22 protein-coding genes are annotated in these 23,309 nt (G+C 66.6%); 15 read left to right on the top strand and 7 right to left on the bottom strand.

What is annotated here, in order from left to right:
• Window positions 1–9 precede the first annotated feature (9 nt).
• Together ttfA and clpB are read right to left on the bottom strand one after the other, a co-directional pair.
• The gene (gene ttfA, locus MKK62_RS12285) at window positions 10–858 is read right to left on the bottom strand and encodes a trehalose monomycolate transport factor TtfA (protein WP_240260821.1); all 849 of its coding nucleotides are present in this window, start codon (window positions 856–858) and stop codon (window positions 10–12) included.
• Window positions 859–1,022: 164 nt separating this feature from the next.
• Window positions 1,023–3,569 (bottom strand): ATP-dependent chaperone ClpB, encoded by a 2,547-nt coding sequence (clpB, locus tag MKK62_RS12280; protein WP_240260822.1) that lies wholly within the window; start codon window positions 3,567–3,569, stop codon window positions 1,023–1,025.
• A gap of 195 nt (window positions 3,570–3,764) precedes the next feature.
• Between clpB and MKK62_RS12275 the strand changes: the two genes are divergently transcribed.
• From MKK62_RS12275 to MKK62_RS12260, 4 genes are all read left to right on the top strand, one after another.
• Window positions 3,765–4,091 (top strand): hypothetical protein, encoded by a 327-nt coding sequence (locus MKK62_RS12275; RefSeq protein WP_240260823.1) that lies wholly within the window; start codon window positions 3,765–3,767, stop codon window positions 4,089–4,091.
• 128 nt (window positions 4,092–4,219) lie between these two features.
• On the top strand, window positions 4,220–4,894 hold the full coding sequence (locus tag MKK62_RS12270; RefSeq protein ID WP_240260824.1) for a GAP family protein: 675 nt from the start codon (window positions 4,220–4,222) through the stop codon (window positions 4,892–4,894).
• A 33-nt stretch (window positions 4,895–4,927) separates the two neighbouring features.
• On the top strand, window positions 4,928–6,091 hold the full coding sequence (locus MKK62_RS12265) for an FAD-binding oxidoreductase (RefSeq protein ID WP_240260825.1): 1,164 nt from the start codon (window positions 4,928–4,930) through the stop codon (window positions 6,089–6,091).
• A gap of 66 nt (window positions 6,092–6,157) precedes the next feature.
• Window positions 6,158–7,063, top strand: a complete 906-nt coding sequence (locus MKK62_RS12260; protein ID WP_240260826.1) for an aldose 1-epimerase — start codon at window positions 6,158–6,160, stop codon at window positions 7,061–7,063.
• Between the two features lie 56 nt (window positions 7,064–7,119).
• Here MKK62_RS12260 and MKK62_RS12255 read toward each other — a convergent pair whose 3' ends face one another.
• From MKK62_RS12255 to dnaK, 4 genes are read right to left on the bottom strand one after another with little or no spacing between them, the layout of a single operon-like run.
• Window positions 7,120–7,491, bottom strand: a complete 372-nt coding sequence (locus tag MKK62_RS12255) for a heat shock protein transcriptional repressor HspR (RefSeq protein WP_240260827.1) — start codon at window positions 7,489–7,491, stop codon at window positions 7,120–7,122.
• Complete coding sequence (gene dnaJ / locus MKK62_RS12250; RefSeq protein WP_240260828.1) at window positions 7,491–8,663, bottom strand: molecular chaperone DnaJ; 1,173 nt, start codon at window positions 8,661–8,663, stop codon at window positions 7,491–7,493. Before dnaJ ends, MKK62_RS12255 begins: the two co-directional genes overlap by 1 nt.
• A gap of 41 nt (window positions 8,664–8,704) precedes the next feature.
• Complete coding sequence (gene grpE, locus MKK62_RS12245) at window positions 8,705–9,364, bottom strand: nucleotide exchange factor GrpE (RefSeq protein WP_240260829.1); 660 nt, start codon at window positions 9,362–9,364, stop codon at window positions 8,705–8,707.
• On the bottom strand, window positions 9,361–11,220 hold the full coding sequence (gene dnaK, locus MKK62_RS12240) for a molecular chaperone DnaK (protein WP_240260830.1): 1,860 nt from the start codon (window positions 11,218–11,220) through the stop codon (window positions 9,361–9,363). Before dnaK ends, grpE begins: the two co-directional genes overlap by 4 nt.
• Before the next feature lie 365 nt (window positions 11,221–11,585).
• Here dnaK and MKK62_RS12235 point away from each other — a divergent pair, with 365 nt between their 5' ends.
• Genes MKK62_RS12235 through MKK62_RS12215 form a run of 5 tightly spaced genes read left to right on the top strand, consistent with a single transcriptional unit; the run spans window position 11,586 to window position 15,484 of the window.
• Window positions 11,586–13,058: an amino acid permease gene (locus MKK62_RS12235; protein WP_240260831.1), complete on the top strand. Its 1,473-nt coding sequence runs from the start codon at window positions 11,586–11,588 to the stop codon at window positions 13,056–13,058.
• 29 nt (window positions 13,059–13,087) lie between these two features.
• The gene (locus tag MKK62_RS12230) at window positions 13,088–13,711 is read left to right on the top strand and encodes a TetR/AcrR family transcriptional regulator (RefSeq protein ID WP_240260832.1); all 624 of its coding nucleotides are present in this window, start codon (window positions 13,088–13,090) and stop codon (window positions 13,709–13,711) included.
• A complete protein-coding gene (locus MKK62_RS12225; protein ID WP_240260833.1) occupies window positions 13,708–14,367 on the top strand; it encodes an enoyl-CoA hydratase/isomerase family protein in 660 nt (219 codons plus the stop codon). The genes MKK62_RS12230 and MKK62_RS12225 overlap by 4 nt, the downstream gene beginning before the upstream one ends.
• Before the next feature lie 40 nt (window positions 14,368–14,407).
• Window positions 14,408–14,863: a PPOX class F420-dependent oxidoreductase gene (locus tag MKK62_RS12220; protein WP_240260834.1), complete on the top strand. Its 456-nt coding sequence runs from the start codon at window positions 14,408–14,410 to the stop codon at window positions 14,861–14,863.
• Between the two features lie 57 nt (window positions 14,864–14,920).
• Window positions 14,921–15,484 carry a hypothetical protein gene (locus MKK62_RS12215; protein WP_434085059.1) on the top strand — a complete coding sequence of 188 codons (564 nt, stop codon included), beginning with the start codon at window positions 14,921–14,923 and terminating at the stop codon, window positions 15,482–15,484.
• Here the strand turns inward: MKK62_RS12215 and MKK62_RS12210 are convergent.
• Window positions 15,481–16,134 carry a DUF1345 domain-containing protein gene (locus MKK62_RS12210; RefSeq protein ID WP_240260835.1) on the bottom strand — a complete coding sequence of 218 codons (654 nt, stop codon included), beginning with the start codon at window positions 16,132–16,134 and terminating at the stop codon, window positions 15,481–15,483. The genes MKK62_RS12215 and MKK62_RS12210 overlap by 4 nt on opposite strands.
• A gap of 130 nt (window positions 16,135–16,264) precedes the next feature.
• On the opposite strand from MKK62_RS12210, the gene MKK62_RS12205 reads away from it, so the two are divergent.
• From MKK62_RS12205 to MKK62_RS12180, 6 genes are all read left to right on the top strand, one after another.
• The gene (locus MKK62_RS12205) at window positions 16,265–17,194 is read left to right on the top strand and encodes an LLM class F420-dependent oxidoreductase (RefSeq protein ID WP_240260836.1); all 930 of its coding nucleotides are present in this window, start codon (window positions 16,265–16,267) and stop codon (window positions 17,192–17,194) included.
• Between the two features lie 14 nt (window positions 17,195–17,208).
• Entirely contained in the window at window positions 17,209–17,670 is a 462-nt protein-coding gene (locus MKK62_RS12200) for a hypothetical protein (protein WP_240260837.1), read from the top strand.
• Window positions 17,671–17,720: 50 nt separating this feature from the next.
• Window positions 17,721–18,146: a hypothetical protein gene (locus tag MKK62_RS12195; protein WP_240260838.1), complete on the top strand. Its 426-nt coding sequence runs from the start codon at window positions 17,721–17,723 to the stop codon at window positions 18,144–18,146.
• 2 nt (window positions 18,147–18,148) lie between these two features.
• The gene (locus MKK62_RS12190; RefSeq protein ID WP_240260839.1) at window positions 18,149–18,553 is read left to right on the top strand and encodes a hypothetical protein; all 405 of its coding nucleotides are present in this window, start codon (window positions 18,149–18,151) and stop codon (window positions 18,551–18,553) included.
• Window positions 18,554–18,755: 202 nt separating this feature from the next.
• The gene (locus MKK62_RS12185; protein WP_240260840.1) at window positions 18,756–21,683 is read left to right on the top strand and encodes a 4Fe-4S dicluster domain-containing protein; all 2,928 of its coding nucleotides are present in this window, start codon (window positions 18,756–18,758) and stop codon (window positions 21,681–21,683) included.
• Window positions 21,684–21,729: 46 nt separating this feature from the next.
• On the top strand, window positions 21,730–23,004 hold the full coding sequence (locus MKK62_RS12180) for a pyridoxal phosphate-dependent aminotransferase (protein WP_286670901.1): 1,275 nt from the start codon (window positions 21,730–21,732) through the stop codon (window positions 23,002–23,004).
• The last annotated feature ends 305 nt before the right edge of the window (window positions 23,005–23,309 follow it).

Below are 23,309 nucleotides of genomic sequence, written 5' to 3'. Positions count from 1 at the left end.
GCCTGGAATTCAGTGCTGCTGATGCGACGCCTGGTGACCGTTACGGCCGGTCGGCGGGCGGCGGGTCGGCTCTTGCCGGGCGGGAGGCGGAGTTGCGGCCGCGTGTGTCGTCGACCCGCCCTCGCGGGTGGCTCCCTCGGGCTGGCGCTGCGGCGTCTCACTGCGACCGGCCGGGGCCAGCGGACGGCTGGGCGCGGCGTTGCGACGGCTGGTCGCCTGCGGGCTGCCGGACGACCCGGCCGACTGCGGCAGCGGCGGCAGCACGCGCAGCAGGTCGTTGAATTGGCGGACGGTGCGTAGGCCTTCGTCCCACTGGGCGCGGGTGCTGCCGATCGGCATGCTGACCAGCGTCCAGTTCTGCTCGTTCCACATGATCTCGGCGCAGTCGGGCGCTGTGTGGGCGAACGTGACCATACGACGGTCGCAGGCGCGGCGCGCGGCGTCCAGGTTGGTCGAGTACACCATCCGCGGCCCGATCGCCCCCAGTAGCCAAATGTCGTTCTCGCGAGGCTCTTTGAGTCCTTTGAGCCGGACGTCGACGACGACGTTGGTGCCGACCTTGCGGTGCAGGGCGATGACGGTCGCGACCTCTTCGAGGTCGAAGATGAAGACCGCTTCACCGCGGATCTGGCCGAGCACGACGTTGCGAGCCGGGGTGTTGGTGCCGACCGTCGACATCACGCCGCGCTTCCAGCGCTTGAGGATCTCGGTGGATTCCTGCTCGTAGTCGAATCCGTGCGACCGAGCCCACGACTTGCGGCGCCGTCCTCGTCCACGGCGGCGGTCGATGTCGACGTACAGCAACACCGCCGCACCGACGAAGCACAGCGCGGAGAGCGTAAACCAAAGCGGAACCATCGCCACGTAGCGTAACCGCTGTCAGCCCCGGACCGGGAATGGCAGCAGGTCACAACCGAATTAATGTTTGCTCTCTACTTGCGTACCGCCGCCTCGCGAGCAGACGCAAAATCTCACCTCCGTGGCGGTGATAGCGCGATTCTGCGACTGCTCGGCGAGGACACTCAGCCCAGGACCAGCGAGTCGCCGTCGGCGCCGACGTTGACCGGCACCACATCGCCGTCGTGCACCTCTCCGGCCAGCAGCATCTTGGCCAGCTGGTCGCCGATGGCCTGTTGCACAAGCCGCCGCAGCGGACGGGCGCCGTAGACCGGGTCGAACCCGCGCTGCGCCAGCCAGCGCTTGGCCGGCAGCGACACCTCGAGCGTCAGCCGTCGCTGCGCCAACCGCTTGGCCAGCTGCTCGAGCTGGATGTCGACGATCTGCACCAGCTCCTCGGGGTTGAGCCCCTCGAAGATCAGCACGTCGTCGAGCCGGTTGATGAACTCTGGCTTGAACGCCGAGCGCACCGCGGCCATCACCTGCTCTTCGCTGCCGCCCGACCCGAGGTTGGACGTCAGGATCAGGATGGTGTTGCGGAAGTCGACCGTGCGGCCCTGCCCGTCGGTGAGCCGGCCCTCGTCGAGCACCTGCAGCAGCACGTCGAACACGTCCGGGTGCGCCTTCTCGACCTCGTCGAACAGCACGACCGTGTAGGGCCGACGGCGCACCGCCTCGGTCAGTTGACCGCCCTGGTCGTAGCCGATGTAGCCGGGAGGCGCACCGACCAGGCGGGCCACCGAGTGCTTCTCGCCGTACTCGCTCATGTCGATGCGGACCATCGCGCGCTCGTCGTCGAACAGGAAGTCGGCCAGTGCCTTGGCCAGCTCGGTCTTACCAACACCGGTCGGACCGAGGAACAGGAACGAGCCGGTCGGCCGGTTCGGGTCGGCGACGCCGGCCCGCGTCCTGCGCACCGCGTCGGACACGGCCTGCACAGCCTTGCGCTGCCCGACGACGCGCTTGCCCAGCTCGTCTTCCATCCGCAGCAGCTTGGCGGTCTCGCCTTCCAACAGCCGCCCGGCCGGGATGCCCGTCCACGCCGACACCACGTCGGCGATGTCGTCGGGACCGACCTCTTCCTTGAGCATCACGTTCTCGCGAGCCTCGGCCTGCGGGACCGCGGCGTCGAGCTTCTTCTCGACTTCCGGGATGCGGCCGTACCGCAGCTCGGCGGCCTTGGCCAGGTCGCCGTCGCGCTCGGCGCGCTCGGACTCGCCGCGCAACGCCTCGAGCTGCTCCTTGAGCTCGCGGACGATGTCGATGGCGTTCTTCTCGTTCTGCCACTTGGCGGTCAGCTCGGCGAGCTTCTCCTTGTGGTCGGCCAGTTCAGCACGCAGCTTCTCCAGGCGGTCGCGCGACGCCTCGTCGGATTCCTTGGCCAGCGCCATCTCCTCGATCTCGAGGCGGCGGACCAGCCGTTCCACCTCGTCGATCTCGACGGGACGGGAGTCGATCTCCATCCGCAGCCGGCTGGCGGCCTCGTCGACCAGGTCGATGGCCTTGTCCGGCAGGAAGCGCGCGGTGATGTAGCGGTCGGACAGCGACGCCGCCGACACCAGCGCGGAGTCGGTGATGCGCACACCGTGGTGCACCTCGTAGCGGTCCTTGAGACCACGCAGGATGCCGACGGTGTCCTCCACCGACGGCTCCCCAACGAACACCTGCTGGAAGCGGCGCTCCAGCGCGGCGTCCTTCTCGATGTACTTGCGGTACTCGTCGAGCGTGGTGGCGCCGACCAGGCGCAGCTCGCCGCGGGCCAGCATCGGCTTGATCATGTTGCCGGCGTCCATCGCCGACTCGCCAGTGGCACCGGCGCCGACGATGGTGTGCAGCTCGTCGATGAACGTGATGATCTGCCCAGCGGAGTTCTTGATGTCGTCGAGGACGGCCTTGAGCCGCTCCTCGAATTCGCCGCGGTACTTGGCGCCGGCCACCATCGAACCCAGGTCCAGGCTGATGACGGTCTTGTCGCGCAGGCTTTCCGGGACGTCGCCCGCGACGACTCGCTGGGCCAGGCCTTCCACGATCGCGGTCTTACCGACGCCGGGCTCACCGATCAGCACCGGGTTGTTCTTGGTGCGGCGGCTCAGCACCTGCACGACGCGGCGAATCTCGTTGTCCCGCCCGATGACCGGGTCGAGCTTGCCCTCGCGGGCCCGCGCGGTGAGGTCGGTCGAGTACTTCTCCAGGGCCTGATAGGTCGCCTCAGGGTCGGGACTGGTGACGCGCGCGCTGCCGCGAACCTTGACGAACGCTTCCCGCAGCGCCTGCGGCGAGGCCCCGTGTCCGGTGAGCAGCTTGGCGACCTCGGAGTCACCGGTGGCCAGACCGACCATCAGGTGCTCGGTGGAGACGTACTCGTCGTCCATCTCGGTGGCCAGTTGCTGCGCGGTCGTGATCGCGGCCAGCGATTCGCGGGACAGCTGCGGCTGGGAGTTGGCGCCGCTGACTTGCGGCAGCCGCTCAAGAATGCGTTCTGTTTCGGCGCGCACGGTGGCGGGATCGACACCGACAGCCTCCAGCAGCGGCGCGGCGATCCCGTCGTTCTGCGTGAGCAGCGCCAGGAGCAGGTGAGCCGGCCGGATTTCTGGGTTGCCGGCGGCACTCGCCGCCTGCAGCGCCGAGGTCAGCACCGCCTGGGTTTTGGTTGTCGGGTTGAAAGAGTCCACGACACCTCCGTTTCGAATCTTTGACGGCAGGCAACGGCCTGCAGACGTCTGAGAAAATGCTTGTCGCGTTGTTCAACGCCGTCAAGGTTGAGTCTGTTCCGCTCAACTCTATCTATTTTTACCCATCGTTCCAAGTGGCTTATGACCCTGATCGGAACATCGAAAACGCATCTATTTCGAACGTATGATCGAACGGTGGGTGACCTTGCCTCGATCGGATACAACGGGCAGCCGCTGCGCAACCCGTTCCGGGTCGTGCGGCCGCCGATCACCGTGCTGATCGACCTGACCGTGCTTTTCCCCCGCGAGCCGCACCGCAGCGGGCGGTATCACCCGCACGGCCTGCAGTTGCACAAGGTGGTCGAGGGTCGACTGAGCTGCTGGGGTATCTGCGAGCAGGGCGACTGGTGGGGGTTGGTGACCTATCCGATCGCCTACGGGTCCAAGCGCAAGACCGTCACGCACTGGGTGCCGGCCTGGACCCTGCGCCGCAACGATGCGGGGTCACCACGACCCCGCTGAGGCGCGGCGCCAACAGCCCTGCGCCGCAACGATGCGGGGTCACCACGACCCCGCTGAGGCGCGTCGCCATCTAACCCTGCGCCGCAAGCGGTAGTCGCCGAGCGCCAGCTAGTGCGAAGATTCAGCGCGTGACGCAAAGTTGGGTTTCCCTGCTGGCCACGCTGATTCCGCTGGCGCTCGTCGTCTCGATCTCCCCACTGTCGGTCATCCCCGCAGTGCTGGTGCTGCAGACGACGCGGCCGCGGCCGACCGGTCTCGCGTTTCTCGGCGGCTGGCTGCTGGGCCTGATCGTGCTGACCGGAGTGTTCATCGAATCCTCGGACGCGCTGACCGGCCTGCACGGCAAGCCGCCGGCGTGGGCGTCGTGGACCCGCGTGGTGCTCGGGCTGGCGTTGATCGCTTTCGGCATCTACCGGTGGCTGACCCGCGAAGGTCACACCGAATCACCGAAATGGATGCGGTCTTTCGAGACCATGACACCGGCCCGGGCGACGGTGATCGGCGTGGTGTTGACGGTGGTGCGGGTGGAGGTGCTGACCATGTGCGCATTGGCCGGTTTGGCCATCGGCAGCAGCAATCTGGGCCGCGCCGGCGAGGTGGTCACCGGGTTGATCTACGTCGCGGTCGCCGCCTCCACGGTCGCGATCCCTGTCCTGGCCTATGTAGCGGCCGGCCACCGTCTAGACGAACCGATGGCCCGGCTCAAGGCGTGGATGGAGCGCAACAACGCCGCGATGATGGCCGCGGTGCTGGTGTTGATCGGCGGGATGGTGCTCTACCACGGCGTCGATGCGCTCAGCTAGGGGCTTGGCCGGGGCGACCTAAGATCGGCGGCCGTGAGCCTCAACGATCGGGATGCGCTGGCGGTGTTGCACGCCGCCCTCGATCCCGACGACGCCAACGGGCTCATCGGACGGTTCTACACCCGATGGTTTTCCTTCGAGGCGTCGCCGCGCGACCTGTTCCCTCCGGACATGGCCGCCCAGCGGGCCGCCTTTGCGCAGGCACTGAAGTGGCTTTACGGCGAGCTGGTCGCTCAGCGTTCGCAGGAGCCGGTCGCGTTTCTGGCTCAGCTCGGACGCGACCACCGCAAGTACGGAGTGCGGCCCGAGCACTACCAGACGCTCGGGCAGGCGCTGTATGCGACGCTGCGCGAGGCGCTGGCCGACGCATGGACCGACACCGTCGACGCCGCCGCCCAGCAATCGCTGAACCTGATCACCGGGGTGATGAGCGGGGCCGCAGAGGCCGAGCAGGGGCCGGCGTGGTGGGACGGCACCGTCATCGAACACCTTCGGGTATCCCGCGACATTGCGGTGGTCCGGTTGCAACTGGACAGTCCCATGCCGTATCACGCGGGCCAGTACGTCAACGTCACCGTGCCGCAGTGCCCCCGGCGATGGCGATACCTGACGCCGGCCATCCCGCCCGACGAGACCGGCGCCGTCGAGTTTCACGTCCGCGCGGTATCGGGCGGCCTGGTCAGCAATGCCATCGTCAACGAGACCCGGCCCGGTGACCGGTGGCGATTGTCCAGTCCGCACGGCGCACTGGAGGTCAACCGCGACGGCAGCGACGTGCTGATGGTGGCGGGCAGCACCGGGCTCGCGCCGCTGCGCTCGATCATCATGGACCTCACCCGCTGGGCCGACAATCCGCGCGTGCACCTGTTCTTCGGTGGCCGATACCCGTGCGAGCTCTACGACTTGCGGACGCTGTGGCAGATCGCCTCCCACAATCCGTGGCTGTCGGTGTCACCGGTCTCCGAATTCAGCGGCGACCCGGCGTGGGCTGCGGATTACCCCGACGTGACGCCGCCGCGGGGACTGCACGTCCGCCAGACCGGGCGGCTGATGGACGTCGTCACGAGGTACGGCAACTGGGGCGACCGGCAGATCCTGATCTGCGGTGGGCCGAACATGGTGCGCGCCACCGTGGATGCGTTGGCGACCAAGGGTGCGGCGCCGGAACGTATCCAGCACGACCCGCTGTCGCGCTAGCCGTCGACGATGCGGAACGCCAAACGTTCCGAGGAGGAGACGGCTCACATCACTTACGCTCGTCGGGTGCGCATCGTCACGCTGAGTGATCCGTCATCCGACGTCGAGGCCAAGTTCGTCCCGGAGGCCGGCATGATCGGCATTTCGCTGACCGACGGCGGCGCCGAACTGCTGGGGCAGCGCCGCGGACTCGACGCCTACGTGGCCAACGGGAAAACGATGGGCATACCGCTGCTGTATCCATGGGCAAATCGGCTGGGCGCCAACACATACGAAGCCGAAGGCAAAACGGTCACGTTGACCGACGGCGAATACGGCGTGCGGACTGATCCCAACGGGCTACCGATTCACGGCGTGCTCGCCGCCTTTCCGAATTGGCGGGTGACCCACGAGTCGAGCCACGAGGTCACCGGCGAGGTCGATTTCACGACCGATGAACAGCTGCTGGCCAGCTTCCCGTTTCCGCACCGGCTGTCGCTGACGATCAACCTGTTCGAGCGGGTCTTGCGGCTTCGCGTTGCGGTGACTCCGACCGGCGAATACGCCGTGCCGATGTGTTTCGGCTTTCATCCGTACCTCCAGCTACCCGGGGTGCCGCGCGAGGAATGGGTGATCGAGTCGCCGGCGATGCGCCATCTGACACTCGACGACAAGGGGTTGCCGACCGGCGAGGCGGTCGTCCAGCCAGCCCTCAGTGAAGCCTTGGGCGACAGGACTTTTGACGACGGATACGACCAGGTGGCCGAGGGATCGGCGTTCGCGGTGGCCGGCGGCGGGCGCCGCATCGAGGTCCACTTCGAAAAGGGCTATACCGCGGCGCAGATCTTCGCGCCACCCGGCGAGGACGTCGTGTGCTTCGAGCCGATGACCGCGCCGACCGACGCGTTGCGCCGCGGCGGCTACCCGTCGGCCCAGCCCGGCGACTGGGGTGTCGCGCAGTTCTCGATCAGAGTCGAGCCGCCGCAAAACTGAAGCCAGGGCTGTGAATTCGTGAGAATCGCAGCCCTGGCTGATGTTTGACGCAAAAACTAGCGGCGCGGTTTCCAGACCACCACTGCAGTACTCTTGGGCACCACCGCGATATCGCGGCGCTGGTTGCCCCGCAGTACCTCGATCTCGGCGGCCATCTCCTTCAACCGCGACTGCAGCGCCTCGACCTGGTTGGTCAACTCGATGATCCGTTTGATCCCGGCCAGGTTGACGCCTTCGTCCTGAGACAGCCGCTGAACCTCACGTAGCAGGTCGACGTCATGTTGCGAATAGCGCCGTCCCCCACCGGAACTGCGGCTGGGGCTGACCAACCCGAGCCGGTCATAGGTACGCAGCGTCTGGGCATGCATACCGGCCAGCTCGGCGGCCACCGAGATCAAAAACGTCCGGGCTTCATCTTTTTGGGCCATCAGCGGTTACCCGCCCATCCGGCTCGGGGATCGAAACCACTCGACCGCTCGGCTACCGCGTAGGCTTCCAGCGCTTCTTTCGCAGCGCCTTCCAGATTCGGCGGCACAGCGACTTTCACAGTGACCAGCAGGTCGCCCTGACCGCCGGAGCGCTTGGGCACCCCGCGTCCTCGTACCCGCAGGATGCGACCGTCGGCCGTGCCCTTGGGCACCCGAACGCCGACCTTGCCATCCAACGTCGGCACGGAAAGCGTTGTGCCGAGGGCCAATTCGCTGAAGCTGACCGGAACGCTGACGGTGAGGTCGTCACCGTCGCGGCCGAACACCTTGTCGGGCCGCACGTGCACAGTGACGTACAGGTCTCCCGACGGAGCGCCGCGCAGTCCCGCTTCGCCCTGCCCGGCCAGCCTGATTCGCTGCCCGTCTTCCACGCCCGGCGGGATCCGTACGTTGATCGTGCGGGTGCGGGTCGTGACACCAGTCCCCTTGCACTCGTCGCAGGGGTGCTCGATGATCGACCCGCTGCCGCGGCACTCGGTGCAAGGCTCGGAAAACCCGAAAGCGCCTTGGTTGCGGTTGATGACGCCCGCACCGTTGCACGTCGGGCAGACCTTCGGGCTGGTGCCCGGTCGCGCGCCACTGCCATGGCAGTTGGTGCACGGCGCCGGGCTGGTCAGCCGCAGCGGCATCGCTACGCCCTTGGTGGCCTCGAGGAAGTCCAGCTCGGTCTCGGTTTCCAGGTCGTTGCCGCGACGCGGCCGGCTGGGCCGCGGTTGCGCACCGCGACCGAACAATCCGCCGAACAGGTCACCGATGTTCCCGCCGCCGCTGCGCCCGGCAGCGTCGAACAGGTCGTTGAGGTTGAACTCCGCGCCGTCACCGCCGAACCCGCCGGCGAAGTCGCCGGCACCGCCGCCGTTGAATCGCCGACCGAATCCGCCACCCGCGAAGAGTCGACGGGTCTCGTCGTACTCCTTGCGCTTGGCCTCGTCGGACAACACGCTGTACGCCTCGGATACCGCCTTGAACCGCTCGGCCCCGTCCGGGTTCTTGTCCGGATGCAGGTCCGAAGCCAGCTTGCGGTACGCCGTCTTGATCTCTTTGGCGGTGGCGTCAGAGGAGACGCCCAGCTCCTTGTAGAAGTCCTTCTCAACCCATTCGCGTTGAGCCATGCCGCGTCACCTCCTCGGCCTTTCTGTCGTCGAACCCGTCGTTACTTCTCCGACGGCTCTGATTCTGCGTGCTGTTCACCCTCATTCGCGTCGTTATCGCCGGTGTCGGCGGTCCCGGAGTTGTCCGACCCCTCCGCGACGGTGTCCACCACTCCCACGAGCGCGTGCCGCAGCACCTGCTCGCCGAGCCGGTAACCCTGTCTCATCACCGTGCCGATCACCGGTTTGGATCCCGGTCCGCCATCGCCTTCGTGCTGAACGGCCTCGTGCAGTGCCGGGTCGAAGTCGTCACCTTCCGCGGCGAAGGCCGTCAAGCCGAGCCCGGTCAGCGCACCGACGAGCTTGTCGGCCACCGACTTCAACGGACCCGAGTCCAGGTCGCCGTGGCTGCGTGCCCGCTCGAGATCGTCGAGTACACCCAGCAATTGGCCCACCACGCTGGCTTTGGCCCGCTCGGCACTGGCCTCCTGGTCGCGCAACGCCCGTTTGCGGTAGTTGGCGTAGTCGGCCTGCACCCGCTGCAGGTCCGCGGTCAGCTCGGCAACCTTCTCGCTGTTAGCCGAGCTGTCACCGGCCGACGCGTCCGGCGCCGCCCCCGCAGGGGCGGCACCGGCATCGACGTGGCGTACCTCGCCGGTCTCGGGATCGATGCGTCGCTTGTCAGTGACGGTCACCGGTTCGTCTGAGTTCCCTTCGGTCACTGGCCCTCCCGGTCATCGTCGACCACCTCCGCGTCGACAACGTCATCGGCTCCGGCGTGTCCGGGCTCACCGGCGCCGCCGCCGGCGGCCTGCTCAGCCTGAGTGGCCTCGTAGATGGCCTGGCCCAGAGCCTGGGATTCCTGGCCCAGCTTCTCCATGGCCGTCTTGATGGCGCCGATGTCGGTGCCTTCCAGCGCCGTCTTGGCTTCCGCCACCGCGGCGTCCACCTTGTTCAGCGTGTCCTCGGGAACCTTGGATCCGCCTTCGGCGCTGCGCTGTTCGGAGACGAACTTCTCCGTCTGGTAGACCAGCGTCTCGGCCTGGTTACGGACGTCCGCCTCTTCGCGACGCTTACGGTCTTCGTCCGCGTGCGCCTCGGCGTCCTTGATCATCCGGTCGATCTCCTCCTTGGACAGGCCGGAGCCCTCCTGGATCTTGATCGTGTTCTCCTTGCCGGTGCCCTTGTCCTTGGCGGTGACGTGCACGATGCCGTTGGCGTCGATGTCGAAGGTGACCTCGATCTGCGGCACGCCGCGCGGGGCCGGCGGGATACCGGTCAGCTCGAACGACCCGAGCAGCTTGTTGTGCGAGGCGATTTCGCGCTCACCCTGGAAGACCTGGATCTGCACCGACGGTTGGTTGTCGTCGGCCGTGGTGAAGGTCTCCGACCGCTTGGTCGGGATGGTGGTGTTGCGCTCGATCAGCTTGGTCATCACGCCACCCTTGGTTTCGATACCAAGGCTCAGCGGTGTGACGTCAAGCAGCAGAACGTCTTTCACCTCACCCTTGAGCACACCGGCCTGCAGCGCGGCACCCACGGCGACAACCTCGTCCGGGTTGACGCCCTTGTTGGGCTCCTTGCCACCGGTCAATTCCTTGACCAGGTCGGTCACGGCGGGCATACGGGTGGAACCACCCACCAGCACCACGTGGTCAATTTCGGAAACCGCGATGCCGGCGTCCTTGACCACCGACTGGAACGGCTGGCGCGTGCGGTCCAGCAGGTCCTGGGTGATTCGCTGGAACTCGGCGCGGGTCAGCTGCTCGTCAAGGAACAGCGGGTTCTTGTCCGCGTCAACGGTGATGTAGGGCAGGTTGATCGAGGTGCTCTGCGAGCTGGACAGCTCGATCTTGGCCTTCTCGGCCGCTTCCCGCAGCCGCTGCATCGCCATCTTGTCCTTGGTCAGGTCGATGCCGCTGGTGCCCTTGAACTTCTCGACCAGCCAGTCGACAACCCGCTGGTCCCAGTCGTCACCACCGAGGTGGTTGTCACCCGAGGTGGCACGCACCTCCACGACACCGTCACCGATCTCCAGCAGCGACACGTCGAAGGTGCCACCACCGAGGTCGAAGACCAGGATGGTCTGCTCCTTCTCACCCTTGTCCAGGCCGTAGGCCAGCGCGGCCGCGGTCGGCTCGTTGACGATCCGGAGCACGTTCAGGCCGGCAATCTGGCCGGCTTCCTTGGTGGCCTGACGCTGTGCGTCATTGAAGTAGGCCGGGACGGTGATCACCGCGTCCGCGATGTCCTCACCGAGGTAGCTTTCCGCGTCACGCTTCAGCTTCTGCAAGATGCGGGCGCTGATTTCCTGCGCGGTGTAGTTCTTTCCGTCGATCTCTACGGACCAGTCGGTGCCCATGTGCCGCTTGACCGAACGGATGGTCCGGTCGACGTTGGTCACTGCCTGGTTCTTGGCGGGCTGGCCGACCAGCACTTCGCCGTTGCGCGCGAACGCCACGACGGAGGGGGTCGTCCGCGCGCCCTCGGAGTTGGCGACGACGACGGGGTCGCCACCCTCGAGAACTGCGACGACGGAGTTGGTGGTCCCGAGGTCGATACCGACCGCACGAGCCATAGTGGATCCTCCCTGATATTTCGAGCTTCGTAAGCACTACGCTGCTGAGTGAACCTCGCTCAACCTTGCCTTCAGCGAGCCGTCGCTGTCAACTCAGGCTTGAGTCTGATCCGCTCAAGTTTGTCAGATGGCTCAACGACGTCTTTCCGGAGTTTGTTCCCGCGATGCGCAGAATTTTCCGGACAGCCTCATGTCCCTGCTGGGCCGAGTAGCAGGTGGGCCCTCCGTGGGTCGCGCAGCGGATCGAGGCTGCTCAGAACGCAGCTTTGCGCGGCGAGGGACGCCGTCGTCAGATAGGTTCACATCCGACTCCTCACGCGGTTGTGCCCGGCGCCGCAGCATTGCCCCACGACGTAAGGAATTCAATGCCACCGCCGCCAAGCGCGCCCGGTCCTGCCTCGGGCGGACCGTCTAAGTTCTCCCGCGAAGACGAGGGCTATCACCACGACCTCAGCAATCGGCAAATGCAGATGATCGCGATCGGCGGCGCGATCGGCACTGGGCTCTTCATGGGCGCCGGAGCCCGCCTCGCGTCGGCCGGACCCGGATTGTTCCTCATCTACGGAATCTGCGGGGGCTTCGTCTTTCTGATCCTGCGCGCGCTGGGCGAACTCGTGCTGCATCGGCCGGCTTCCGGATCGTTCGTGTCCTACGCCCGTGAATTCTTCGGCGAGAAGGCGGCATTCGTCGCAGGCTGGATGTACTTCCTGAACTGGGCCATGGCGGCCATCGTGGACAGCACCGCGATCGCCAGCTACTTCCACTACTGGACCGCATTCGAGGCGGTCCCCCAGTGGACCCTCGCCCTTGTCGCCCTGGCGGCAGTGGTGTCGGTGAACCTGATCTCGGTGAAGGCCTTCGGTGAATTCGAGTTCTGGGCGGCCCTGATCAAAGTGCTGGCCCTGACGACGTTCCTTGTCGTCGGAATCGTCTTCCTGGCCGGCCGTTTCAAGATCGACGGAAAGACCACCGGCCCGGACCTGTGGGCTCACCACGGAGGATTCCTGCCGACGGGCCTGTTGCCGCTCGTCTTGGTCACGTCGGGGGTGATATTCGCCTACGCGGCAGTCGAACTGGTGGGCACTGCGGCCGGCGAAACCGCCAACCCGGAGAAGGTCATGCCGCGCGCGATCAACTCGGTGATCGCGCGGATCGCGGTCTTCTATTGCGGCTCAGTGCTTTTGCTAGCGCTGCTGCTCCCCTACACCACCTACAAGCATGGCGAGAGCCCGTTCGTCACGTTCTTCTCGCACATCGGTTTCAGCGGCGCCGGGTCGCTGATGAACGTCGTGGTTCTGACCGCCGCGTTCTCCAGCCTGAACGCCGGCCTTTATTCCACCGGCCGGATTCTGCGGTCGATGTCGGTCAACGGCAGCGGTCCCAAGTTCACCGCCCGGATGTCCAAACATGGTGTGCCATATGGGGGCATCCTGTTGACCGCCGTCATCGGACTGTTCGGCGTCGTGCTCAACGCGGTGAAACCCAGCGAGGCCTTCGAGATTGTCCTCAACATCGCCGCAGTCGGCGTCCTGGCGGCCTGGGCCACGATCGTGTTGTGCCAACTCCGCGCCTACCACCGAGCCAAAGCCGGGACCATGCAGCGGCCGGACTTCCGGATGCCGTGGGCCCCCTATAGCGGATATGTCACGTTGGCGTTTCTGCTCAGCGTGCTGGTGCTGATGACTCTCGACCCGGAGAAGGGGCCCTGGGTGATCGCCGCGCTTGTGGCCGCCGTCCCCGCCCTGGTCGGCGGCTGGTTCCTGGTCCGCGAGCGCGTCACCAGCGCAGCCGGGCTCGACGAGCCCACTCCCGAGGTTCCGGAGCTGGCGCCCGAGTAATAGAGCATCCGCTCTGTTATGGTGCTGGGGTGCCTCGCCCCCGCCTTCACGAGCCGGATCGGGTGCTGGACGCCGTCGAGGCGTTGACGGTGGCATCCGGGCCCGCAGCGGTCACCATCCGCGCGGTCAGCAGCGCGGTCGGCGTCTCCAACGGCGCGCTCTACCACACGTTCACGTCGCGCTCGGGCCTGCTGGCCCGCGCCTGGATACGCGCCGCACGGCGCTTTTTCGGCCTTCAGGGCGCGCTGGTCGACCAGGCACTAGCCGACGCTGACGCACACGCCGCCGTGGTAGCCGCCGCCGAGGCACCGGTAGTGTTCGCCGAACGGCATCGCGACTCGTCCGCGGTGATGTGGGCGGTGTCGCGCGAAGAGCTGCTGAAGTCCGAACTGCCAGACGACGTCACGGCCGAGCTGAACGGCCTGCACCGGCTGCTGATCGACGTGATGATCCGGCTCGCCGACACGCTGTGGCAGCGCACCGACGCCCGCGCCGTCGACACGATCACCACCTGCATCGTCGACCTACCGACCGCAATCGTGTTGAGCCGCGACCGGCTGCACGACCCGACCGCCCGCGAGCACTTGCGGGCATCCGTGCGCGCGGTGCTCGATATCGGACCACCACCCCCTCGGAGAAAAGGAAACACATGACGATCAGCCTGACTTACGACGACAAAATCGCCGTTCTCGACCTCGGAGACGACGAAAACCGGTTCTCCCCAGAGTTTCTCGACGAGATCGACGGCCACCTGGACGACCTTGTCGGATCCGGCGCCCAGGGGCTGGTGACCACCGGCGGTGGCAAGTTCTACTCCAACGGCCTAGACCTCGATTGGCTTGGCGCGCATGGGGATCAGACGACGTGGTACGTCGGGCGGGTGCAGGGGATGCTTGCGCGGTTCCTGACGCTGCCGATTCCGACCGCGGCGGCGGTGGTCGGCCACGCGTTCGGGGCCGGTGCAATGCTCGCCATCGCACACGACTTTCGGGTGATGCGAGCCGACCGCGGCTACTTCTGTTTCCCCGAGGTCGACATCCGCATTCCGTTCACGCCGGGAATGGCCGCACTGATCCAGGCCAAGCTCACCCCGCAGGCCGCCGTCGCCTCGATGACCACCGGGCGCCGATTCGGCGGTGACGACGCTCGCCAGTTCGGCATTGTCGATGCCGTTGCGGACGAGGGAGCGGTGGCCGGCGCCGCGGCCGACCTGTTGCGACCGCTCGACGGCAAGGACCAAGGCACGCTCGGCGCCATCAAGCAAACGATGTTCGGCCCCGCGGCGCAGACCTTGACCATCAATACCTAAGGGCGACAAGCAAAGCTGCGCAAGGGGCTACGTTGGTGGCATGGCTCCCAAAATCGCGACGGCTGACACCGTCGACCTGGCCGAGTTGCTCGATTTCGTCCGGCCGCGACACCGGATGGTACTGACCACGTTTCGCGCGGACGGCTCGCTGCAGAGTTCGCCGGTGACCGGCGGCGTCGACGACCAGGGCAGGCTGGTGATCGCGAGCTATCCCCAGCGCGCCAAGAGCGCCAACATCCGGCGCACTCCCAAAGCCAGCGTGGTAGTGCTCTCCGACGAGTTCAACGGCGCCTACGTACAGGTCGACGGCGACGCCGAGGTGATCGACGTGCCCGACGCCGTCGACGGTCTGGTCGACTACTACCGCGCGATCGCCGGTGAGCACCCCGACTGGGAGGAGTACCGCAGCGCGATGGTCAGCCAGCGCAAATGCCTGATCCGCGTGACGCCGCGCCGCTGGGGTCCGGTCGCGACCGGAGGATTTCCCCCGCAGTAGCGGACCGGCGCGTCACTGCGGTCACATGGCTCGAGTCCTGCGTACGCTTCAGGTGCGATGTCTGCGCGTGAACTGCACACCCGTCCCGGCGGCCGGCTACTGGCCGGCCTGGTGATGAGCGCCGCGCTGATCAGTGGGTGCCACTCCACCACGTCCGGCACCCCGACCGCGTCTCCGGCGGCGGGGCCGACCGAACCGACCTTCCCCAAGGCCAAGCCGTCCATCCCGTCGCCGAGCCCGACGCAGCCCGCCCCGTCGAGCGGCGCTCCGCCGGCGGCCGCGATTCCCCTACAGCCGGACCCCAACGGCCGCGTCTTCATCGAGACCAAGTCCGGACAGACGCGCTGCCAGATCGACAGCGACAGCGTCGGCTGTGAGGCGCAGTTCGCCAACCCGCCCACCGAAGACGGCGAGAAGGCCAACGGTGTAAACGTCACCGCGGCCGGCGAAGTGCAGTGGGTGGCCGGCAATCTCGGCGACATTCCCACCGTGCCTATCGATTACCGGACCTACGACGCAGTCGGCTGGACGATCGCGGCCGCCGAGAGCGGCACCCGGTTCACCAACCAGCACACCGGCCACGGCATGTTCGTCAGCATCGAAAAGGTCGACACCTTTTAGATTTTCGAGCCCAGCCCGGCGATCAAGTTGATCGTCACCGCCAGCACGACGGCACCCAGCAGGTAGGACAGCAGCGCATGCCGCAGCACCGTCGCCCTGATGCTGGTCGCGCCGATCTCGGTGTCGGAGACCTGAAACGTCATGCCGATCGTGTACGCGAGGTACGCGAAATCACGGAAGCGCGGCGGGTTGGGATCGTGAAAGTTGATGCCGCCCGGTTCATCTGAGTAGTAGAGCCGCGCGTAATGCACGGTGAACAACGTGTGCACCGCAAACCAGGAGGCGGCGACGGTCAGAACCCCGAGCAGCGCCGCCTGCAGCGTGCCGCTCCCCGACAGCTTCGACCCGGCGGCCACCACGTAACCGACACCCAGCAGGCTCGCCAGGCTCGCGGTCAGAATGACGACGTCGGCGACCACCCGGGTGGGATCTTCGCGAGTCACCCAGCGGCAGGTCTGCTCGGCGTCCATTCCGATCAGAATGCGTTGTGTCCACACCACATACAGCGCCGCGGCGGCCACCCACCCGGCAAGCGCGAATCGCCAGCCGACCGTATTGCCGATTCCGACAGCGACCACGCCGCCGAGTACCACCGAGACCAAGATCCGAACCGCGACGGTGTCGCGGACAAGCTTCGCGAGGGAATCCACGACCCCGACCTAACCATTGAAGTGGGGCTCCCGGCACAGCTCAATGGATAACGCGGTACCGGCACCGCTCACCGACGGACAGACTCCCGCCGCGAGCGTCATTCATCGGCGAACGCCTAGTCTGGCGGTCGTGGACTTCCGGGTATTCGTTGAACCGCAGCAAGGCGCCAGGTACGCCGACCAACTCGCAGTCGCGCAGGCCGCGGAGTCGCTGGGCTACTCGGCGTTCTTCCGCTCCGACCACTACTTGGCCATGAGCGGTGACGGGCTGCCGGGCCCGACTGACTCGTGGGTGACCCTGGGCGGCATCGCGCGCGAGACGTCGACGATCCGACTTGGCACGCTGGTCACCTCGGCAACCTTCCGCCACCCCGGCCCACTGGCCATCTCGGTGGCTCAGGTGGACGAAATGAGCGGTGGCCGTGTCGAATTCGGGCTCGGCACCGGCTGGTTCGAGAAGGAGCACGTAGCCTACGCGATCCCGTTCCCGCCGCTGCGCGAACGCTTCGACCGGCTCACCGAGCAACTCGAGCTCATCACCGGCCTGTGGACCGCTCCGCTCGGTGAGACGTTCGATTACGCGGGAACGCATTACGCCGTCAAGGAGTCACCGGCGTTGCCCAAACCGGTCCAGCGCCCGCATCCCCCGATTCTGGTCGGAGGTTCGGGCGCCAAGCGGACGCCGCGGCTGGCCGCCACCTTCGCCGACGAATACAACGTGCCGTTCGCGCCGCTGGACACCATCGCGACCCAGTTCGACCGGGTCCGCGAGGCCGTCGATGCCGTCGGCCGGCCCGCCGATTCGATGACGTACTCGGCGGCCTTCGTGGTGTGCGCGGGCCGCGACGACGCCGAGATCGCCAAGCGCGCCGCCGCGATCGGACGTGAGGTCGACGAGCTTCGGTCCAACTCACCGCTGGCAGGCACCCCAGCGCAGATCGTCGACCAACTCGGCCCGTTCGCCGAGATCGGCGTGACGCGGGTCTACCTGCAACTGCTCGACATGTCGGACCTCGACCACCTGCAGCTTTTCGCCGACGAGGTGCAACGACAGCTCTGACGTAGCATCGGGGCGTGACCGGCCTTCCCGACGATCCGAGCGATCAGCCGACGCGGATGGCCGACTACAGCAGCGACGACACGCGGCAGCTGGTGATCCCGAGCGCGCCCGACGACACGACCTCGCCCGACCCTGCCCCCCGCCCCTGGTACCGCAGCCGGCTTCTGATCGCGCTGTGGACGCTGATGGCCGCGTTGCTGCTCACGCTGATCATCTACGGCATCGTCGAGCTGTCGCGCGGCGGTGGGGCCAGCGTCCCGGCGCCGCACACGTCGACCACCACACCGACGCGGTCGTCCACGACGTCACCATCGACCACCCCGCCGACAACCGGCCCGTCGACGACGACCGAACCGCCGCCACCCGAGTCGCCAGAGCAGCCGTCCGAACAGGCGCCGCCCCCACCGGTCAACTCGCCCGCGCCCACCCAAACCCCGCGGCACCATCACCACTGGCACCTGCCGCACCTTTTCTGAGGCCGACGGCACTGTGAGCCCGCCGGGATCCGGGGCTAGCATTGGCGTACGTGACCGGCAACGAATCCCCTGAGGACCCCAGCGAAGCGCCGACCGGCTACTACGACTACAGCAGCCAGGAAACCGGCAGCACGCCGCCCGGACAACCCTGGTATCGCCGGCCGATCATCTCGTTGACCGTTGCTTTGTTCGCTGCGATCCTGCTCGGATTGTTGATTTACGTCCTCGCCGATCAGACGAAGGGATCGGGCGGCACCAAGCAGACGCCCACCTCGCCGACCACGCCGACGTCGGCGCCATCGACCACGGCGTCCCCCACGACCACCGAGCCGGCGGCCCCCTCGGAGACTGCCACGACGACCTTCCCGCCGTCGACGACCGAGCCGGCCACGACGCCACCGACCACTCCGCCGACACCGACCACGAGCCTCGACGGCCATCACCATCACCACCACCACGACGGCGGGACGCCTTAGCGGTGAATGAGAACCGACCGTCCTACGACGATTACTCGCAGGGCGTCGATGAAACCGAGAGCTTCAGCGTCTCCGAAGGTCCCTGGTACCTCAAGCGCTGGGTGCTGGCGCTGTGGGGGTTGGCCGTGATCATGCTGATCGCGATCATCGTCTACGGCCTGACCATCCTTGCCCGGGGGAACGGCGGCAGCACGCGGGCCCCGACCACCACCCGGACGCCGACCACCACGTCGGAGTACACGATCACCACGTCGCCGACACCGTCGACCACCGGGCCGACGACGACGCCGCCGCCGGAGGAGAGCACCATCGAGCCGGTGCCCACCCCGACCTGGACGCCGCAGCATCCGAGGCACCACTGGCGGCACAGTAATTTGCCCCCGCTACCCCCGATACCGCACTTCTAACCTGCACCGATATACGGCGTTCACGGGCCGCTCGCCACGCATGGCCGTCGCCAAGTTAGGGCATCCTTCGTCGCGGGAACCCCGTCGAAGATGTCACTATGGGCATGCTTATATGGCTTGAGCAGGTGCAGTAGTAAAGCTACCGACGAGTAACATACGGTTAGTTACCGGTCAGTAACACTGAATATTGGGGAGAAGCTTCGTGCAGACGCAGATGCTGATCAGATTGATCGTCGGCTTGGGCGGGACCGCGGTCATCGCTTTGCTCGCACTCCGCCGAGTCCTGTGGCTGTTCAAGCTCACCATGTCCGGCCAGCCCGCCACCGGTCGCACCGACGACATCGGCGCGCGGATCTGGGCGCAGATCTCGGAGGTGTTCGGCCAGCGCAAGCTGCTGAAATGGTCGATCCCGGGAATCGCGCACTTCCTCACCATGTGGGGCTTCTTCATCCTCGCCACGGTGTACGTCGAGGCCTACGGCGCGTTGTTCGACGACCACTTCCACATCCCGCTCGTCGGGCGCTGGGATGGGCTCGGTTTCCTGCAGGACTTCATCGCCCTCGGCGTGCTCGTCGGCATCGGCACCTTCACGATCATCCGGTTGCGTTCCGAGCCCAAGGAATACGGCCGCTCGTCGCGGTTCTACGGCTCGCACACCGGTGGCGCCTGGCTGATCCTGTTCATGATCTTCCTGGTCATCCTCAGCTTCTCGATCTTCCGCGGCGCTTCGGCCGTCACCGGCACCCTGCCCTACGGCTGGGGGGCGTTCTTCTCGCACGGCATGGGCGTGCTCATGCAGCCGCTCGGCGTCACCGCCAACGAATGGATCGAGACCATCGCGCTGCTGGCCCACATCGCGGTCGCCCTGGTGTTCCTGCTGATCGTGCTGCACTCCAAGCACCTGCACATCTTCCTGGCGCCGATCAACGTCACGTTCAAGCGACTGCCCAACGGACTCGGTCCGCTGCTGCCCCTGGAGTCACACGGCAAGCCGATCGACTTCGAAGATCCCGCCGAGGACGCCATCTTCGGGCGCGGCAAAATCGAGGACTTCACCTGGAAGGGCAACCTCGACTTCGCCACCTGTACCGAGTGTGGGCGCTGCCAGTCGCAGTGTCCGGCATGGAACACCGGAAAGCCGTTGTCTCCCAAGCTCGTCATCATGGACCTGCGCGATCACTGGATGGCCAAGGCGCCCTACATCCTCGGTGAGAAGGAAAGCCCGCTCGAGAGCACGCCCGAAGGCGGCATCACCGAGGACTTGACCGGTGAGAAGCACGACGAGGAGCACCACGTGCCCGAGTCGGGCTTCGGACGCATCGTCGGATCCGGACCAGCGCAAGCCACCCGTCCCCTGGTCGGCACCGCGGAGCAGGGCGGCGTCATCGACCCCGACGTCCTCTGGTCGTGCGTGAACTGCGGCGCCTGCGTCGAACAGTGCCCGGTGGACATCGAACACATCGACCACATCGTCGACATGCGCCGCTACCAGGTGATGATGGAATCCGAGTTCCCCTCGGAGCTGTCGGTGCTGTTCAAAAACCTGGAGACCAAGGCCAACCCGTGGGGCCAGAACGCATCGGCGCGTACCGACTGGATCAGCGAGGTCGACTTCGACGTCCCGGTCTACGGCGAGGACGTCGACAGCTTCGACGGCTTCGAGTACCTGTTCTGGGTCGGCTGCGCGGGCGCCTACGACGACAAGGCCAAAAAGACCACCAAGGCCGTCGCGGAACTGCTGGCCACCGCCGGGGTGAAGTATCTGGTGCTGGGCACCGGTGAGACCTGCAACGGTGACTCCGCCCGCCGGTCGGGCAACGAGTTCCTGTTCCAGCAGTTGGCCGCGCAGGCCAAGGAGACTCTCGACGGATTGTTCGAGGGCGTGGAGACGGTCGACCGCAAGATCGTGGTGACCTGTCCGCACTGCTTCAACACCCTGGGCCGGGAATACAAGCAGCTGGGTGCCAACTACACCGTGCTGCACCACACGCAGCTGCTGAACCGGCTGGTGCGTGACAAGCAACTCGTTCCGGTGAGCCCGGTTTCCGAGGACGTCACCTACCACGACCCCTGCTTCCTGGGCCGCCACAACAAGGTCTACGAGGCTCCGCGTGAGCTGATCGGCGCGGCCGGGGCAAAGCTCGCCGAGATGCCGCGGCATGCCGACCGCAGCTTCTGCTGCGGCGCCGGTGGGGCGCGGATGTGGATGGAAGAGCACATCGGCAAGCGGATCAACCACGAGCGCGTCGACGAAGCGCTGGCCACTGGCGCCTCGACCGTCGCGGTCGCGTGCCCGTTCTGCCGGGTGATGATCACCGACGGCGTCAACGACCGTCAGGAGGCGGCCGGCCGCGAAGGCGTCGACGTCCGCGACGTGGCGCAGCTGCTTCTCGAGTCGCTCGATCGCAGCACGGTCACATTGCCGGAGAAGGGCACCGCGGCCAAGGAAGCCGCCGAGCGTGCGGAGAAGGCCGAGAAGACCGCCCCGAAGGCGTCCACCGCGACAGCTCCGGCGCCGGCCGCCGAGCCAGAGGTCGCGGAGCCGGCCGAGGAGAAGCCCGCCGAAGCTAAGACGGAAGCCGCGCCGGTCAAGGGTCTGGGCATCGCCGGTGGGGCCAAGCGCCCCGGCGCCAAGAAGGCGGCTCCCAAAGCCGAAGCCGCGCAAGCTTCTTCGGCCACCGAAGAGGAGGCTCCCAAGGCGTCGGCGGCTGCCGCGCCGGTCAAGGGCCTGGGCATCGCCGGCGGGGCCAAGCGCCCCGGCGCGAAGAAGACGGCCGCCAAGCCGGCGGCTGCGACACCGTCCGAACCCACCGAGCCCGAGACGACGTCCGAGCCGGCCGAGGAAAAGCCCGCCGAAGCCAAGACGGAAGCCGCGGCGCCGGCGGCACCGGTCAAGGGCCTGGGCATCGCAGCCGGGGCCAAGCGCCCGGGCGCCAAGAAGGCCGCCGCCCCGACCCCGAAGCCGGAAGCCGCACCGAAAGCAGAGTCCACGCCCGAGCCCGAGGCGAAGCAAGAGCCGCAATCCACGCCTGCCGACACCGGCGGCAACGGCGACGGTGGCGGCGCGCCGGCGGCACCGGTCAAGGGTCTGGGGATCGCCCGCGGGGCCCGTCCGCCAGGTAAGCGCTGATCAGGCCGTCGATCGAATTATTAAATAGTTAGACAACCATGGCACCATTGGTGACGTGACCACTCACCAGCTGCCCTGGCAAGGCGCGGGACATCAGCCGCGGCAGCGCACGTTCGCGCAGTCTTCGAAGCTGCAGGACGTGCTCTACGAGATCCGCGGCCCGGTGCACGATCACGCCGCGCGCCTCGAGGCCGAGGGGCACCGCATCCTCAAGCTCAACATCGGCAACCCCGCGCCGTTCGGCTTCGATGCGCCCGACGTCATCATGCGCGACATGATCCAAGCGCTGCCTTACGCGCAGGGTTACTCGGACTCCAAGGGCATCCTGCCGGCGCGGCGCGCAGTGGTCACCCGATACGAACTCGTCGAGGGCTTTCCCCGTTTCGACGTCGACGACGTATACCTGGGCAACGGAGTGTCCGAGCTGATCACGCTGACCCTGCAAGCGTTGCTGGACAACGGCGATCAGGTGCTGATCCCCGCGCCGGACTATCCACTGTGGACCGCCTCGACGTCGCTCGCGGGTGGCACCCCGGTGCACTACCTGTGCGACGAAACCCAGGGCTGGCAGCCGGATATCGCCGACATCGAGTCGAAGATCACCGATCGCACCAAGGCGCTGGTGGTGATCAACCCGAACAACCCAACCGGCGCCGTCTACAGCCGCGAAATCCTCACGCAGATCACCGAATTGGCTCGCAAACACCAGCTGCTGCTGCTCGCCGACGAGATCTACGACAAGATCCTCTACGACGATGCCCGGCACATCAGCCTGGCGTCCTTGGCGCCGGACCTGCTGTGCCTGACGTTCAACGGCCTCTCAAAGGCCTATCGGGTCGCCGGGTATCGGGCCGGTTGGCTGGCCATCACCGGACCCAAGGACCACGCCAGCAGCTTCATCGAAGGCATTCATCTGCTGGCGAATATGCGGTTGTGCCCGAATGTCCCTGCGCAACATGCGATTCAGGTCGCGCTGGGTGGTCATCAGAGCATCGACGACTTGGTGTTGCCCGGTGGTCGTCTGCTCGAGCAGCGCGATGTCGCGTGGTCCAAGCTGAACGAGATCCCCGGGGTGTCGTGCGTCAAGCCCGCCGGTGCGCTGTACGCGTTCCCGCGGCTCGATCCCGAGGTGTACGAGATCGTCGACGACGAGCAACTCGTTCTCGATCTGCTATTGCAGGAAAAGATCTTGGTGACCCAGGGAACCGGGTTCAATTGGCCCGCACCGGATCACCTGCGGATCGTCACTCTGCCCTGGTCGCGCGACCTGGCCCGCGCCATCGAGCGGCTGGGCAACTTCCTAGCCAGCTACCGCCAATAGGCAATTCCCGGTCCACCACCGAACAGTCCACCCGTTACCATCTCCCCCGGTTGCTGAGCGTTCCTGTCAAAATTCCTGATACTTTCCCATTCGTCAGCTGTGCGTAGAGCACAGCCGAATGCCAGCGCCAAATTTGAACTTTCTATGAATTTGGCCGCTCAATTCGCACCCGCGCGATGCTTAGGCGCACTATGGGTTGCATCTATGCCAACGTTTCCGCCTCGACGGCTCGCACAAAGTAGTGGCTGCGCGAGAGGTTCTGCGGCGCGCATGACCTGACCACGGGGGTGCGGCGGATCGACTAG

Source organism: Mycobacterium paraterrae (genome assembly GCF_022430545.2).
Taxonomy (GTDB): domain Bacteria; phylum Actinomycetota; class Actinomycetes; order Mycobacteriales; family Mycobacteriaceae; genus Mycobacterium; species Mycobacterium paraterrae.
Note: the sequence above shows the minus strand (reverse complement) of the source record. Positions and strands in the feature narration are given on the sequence as shown.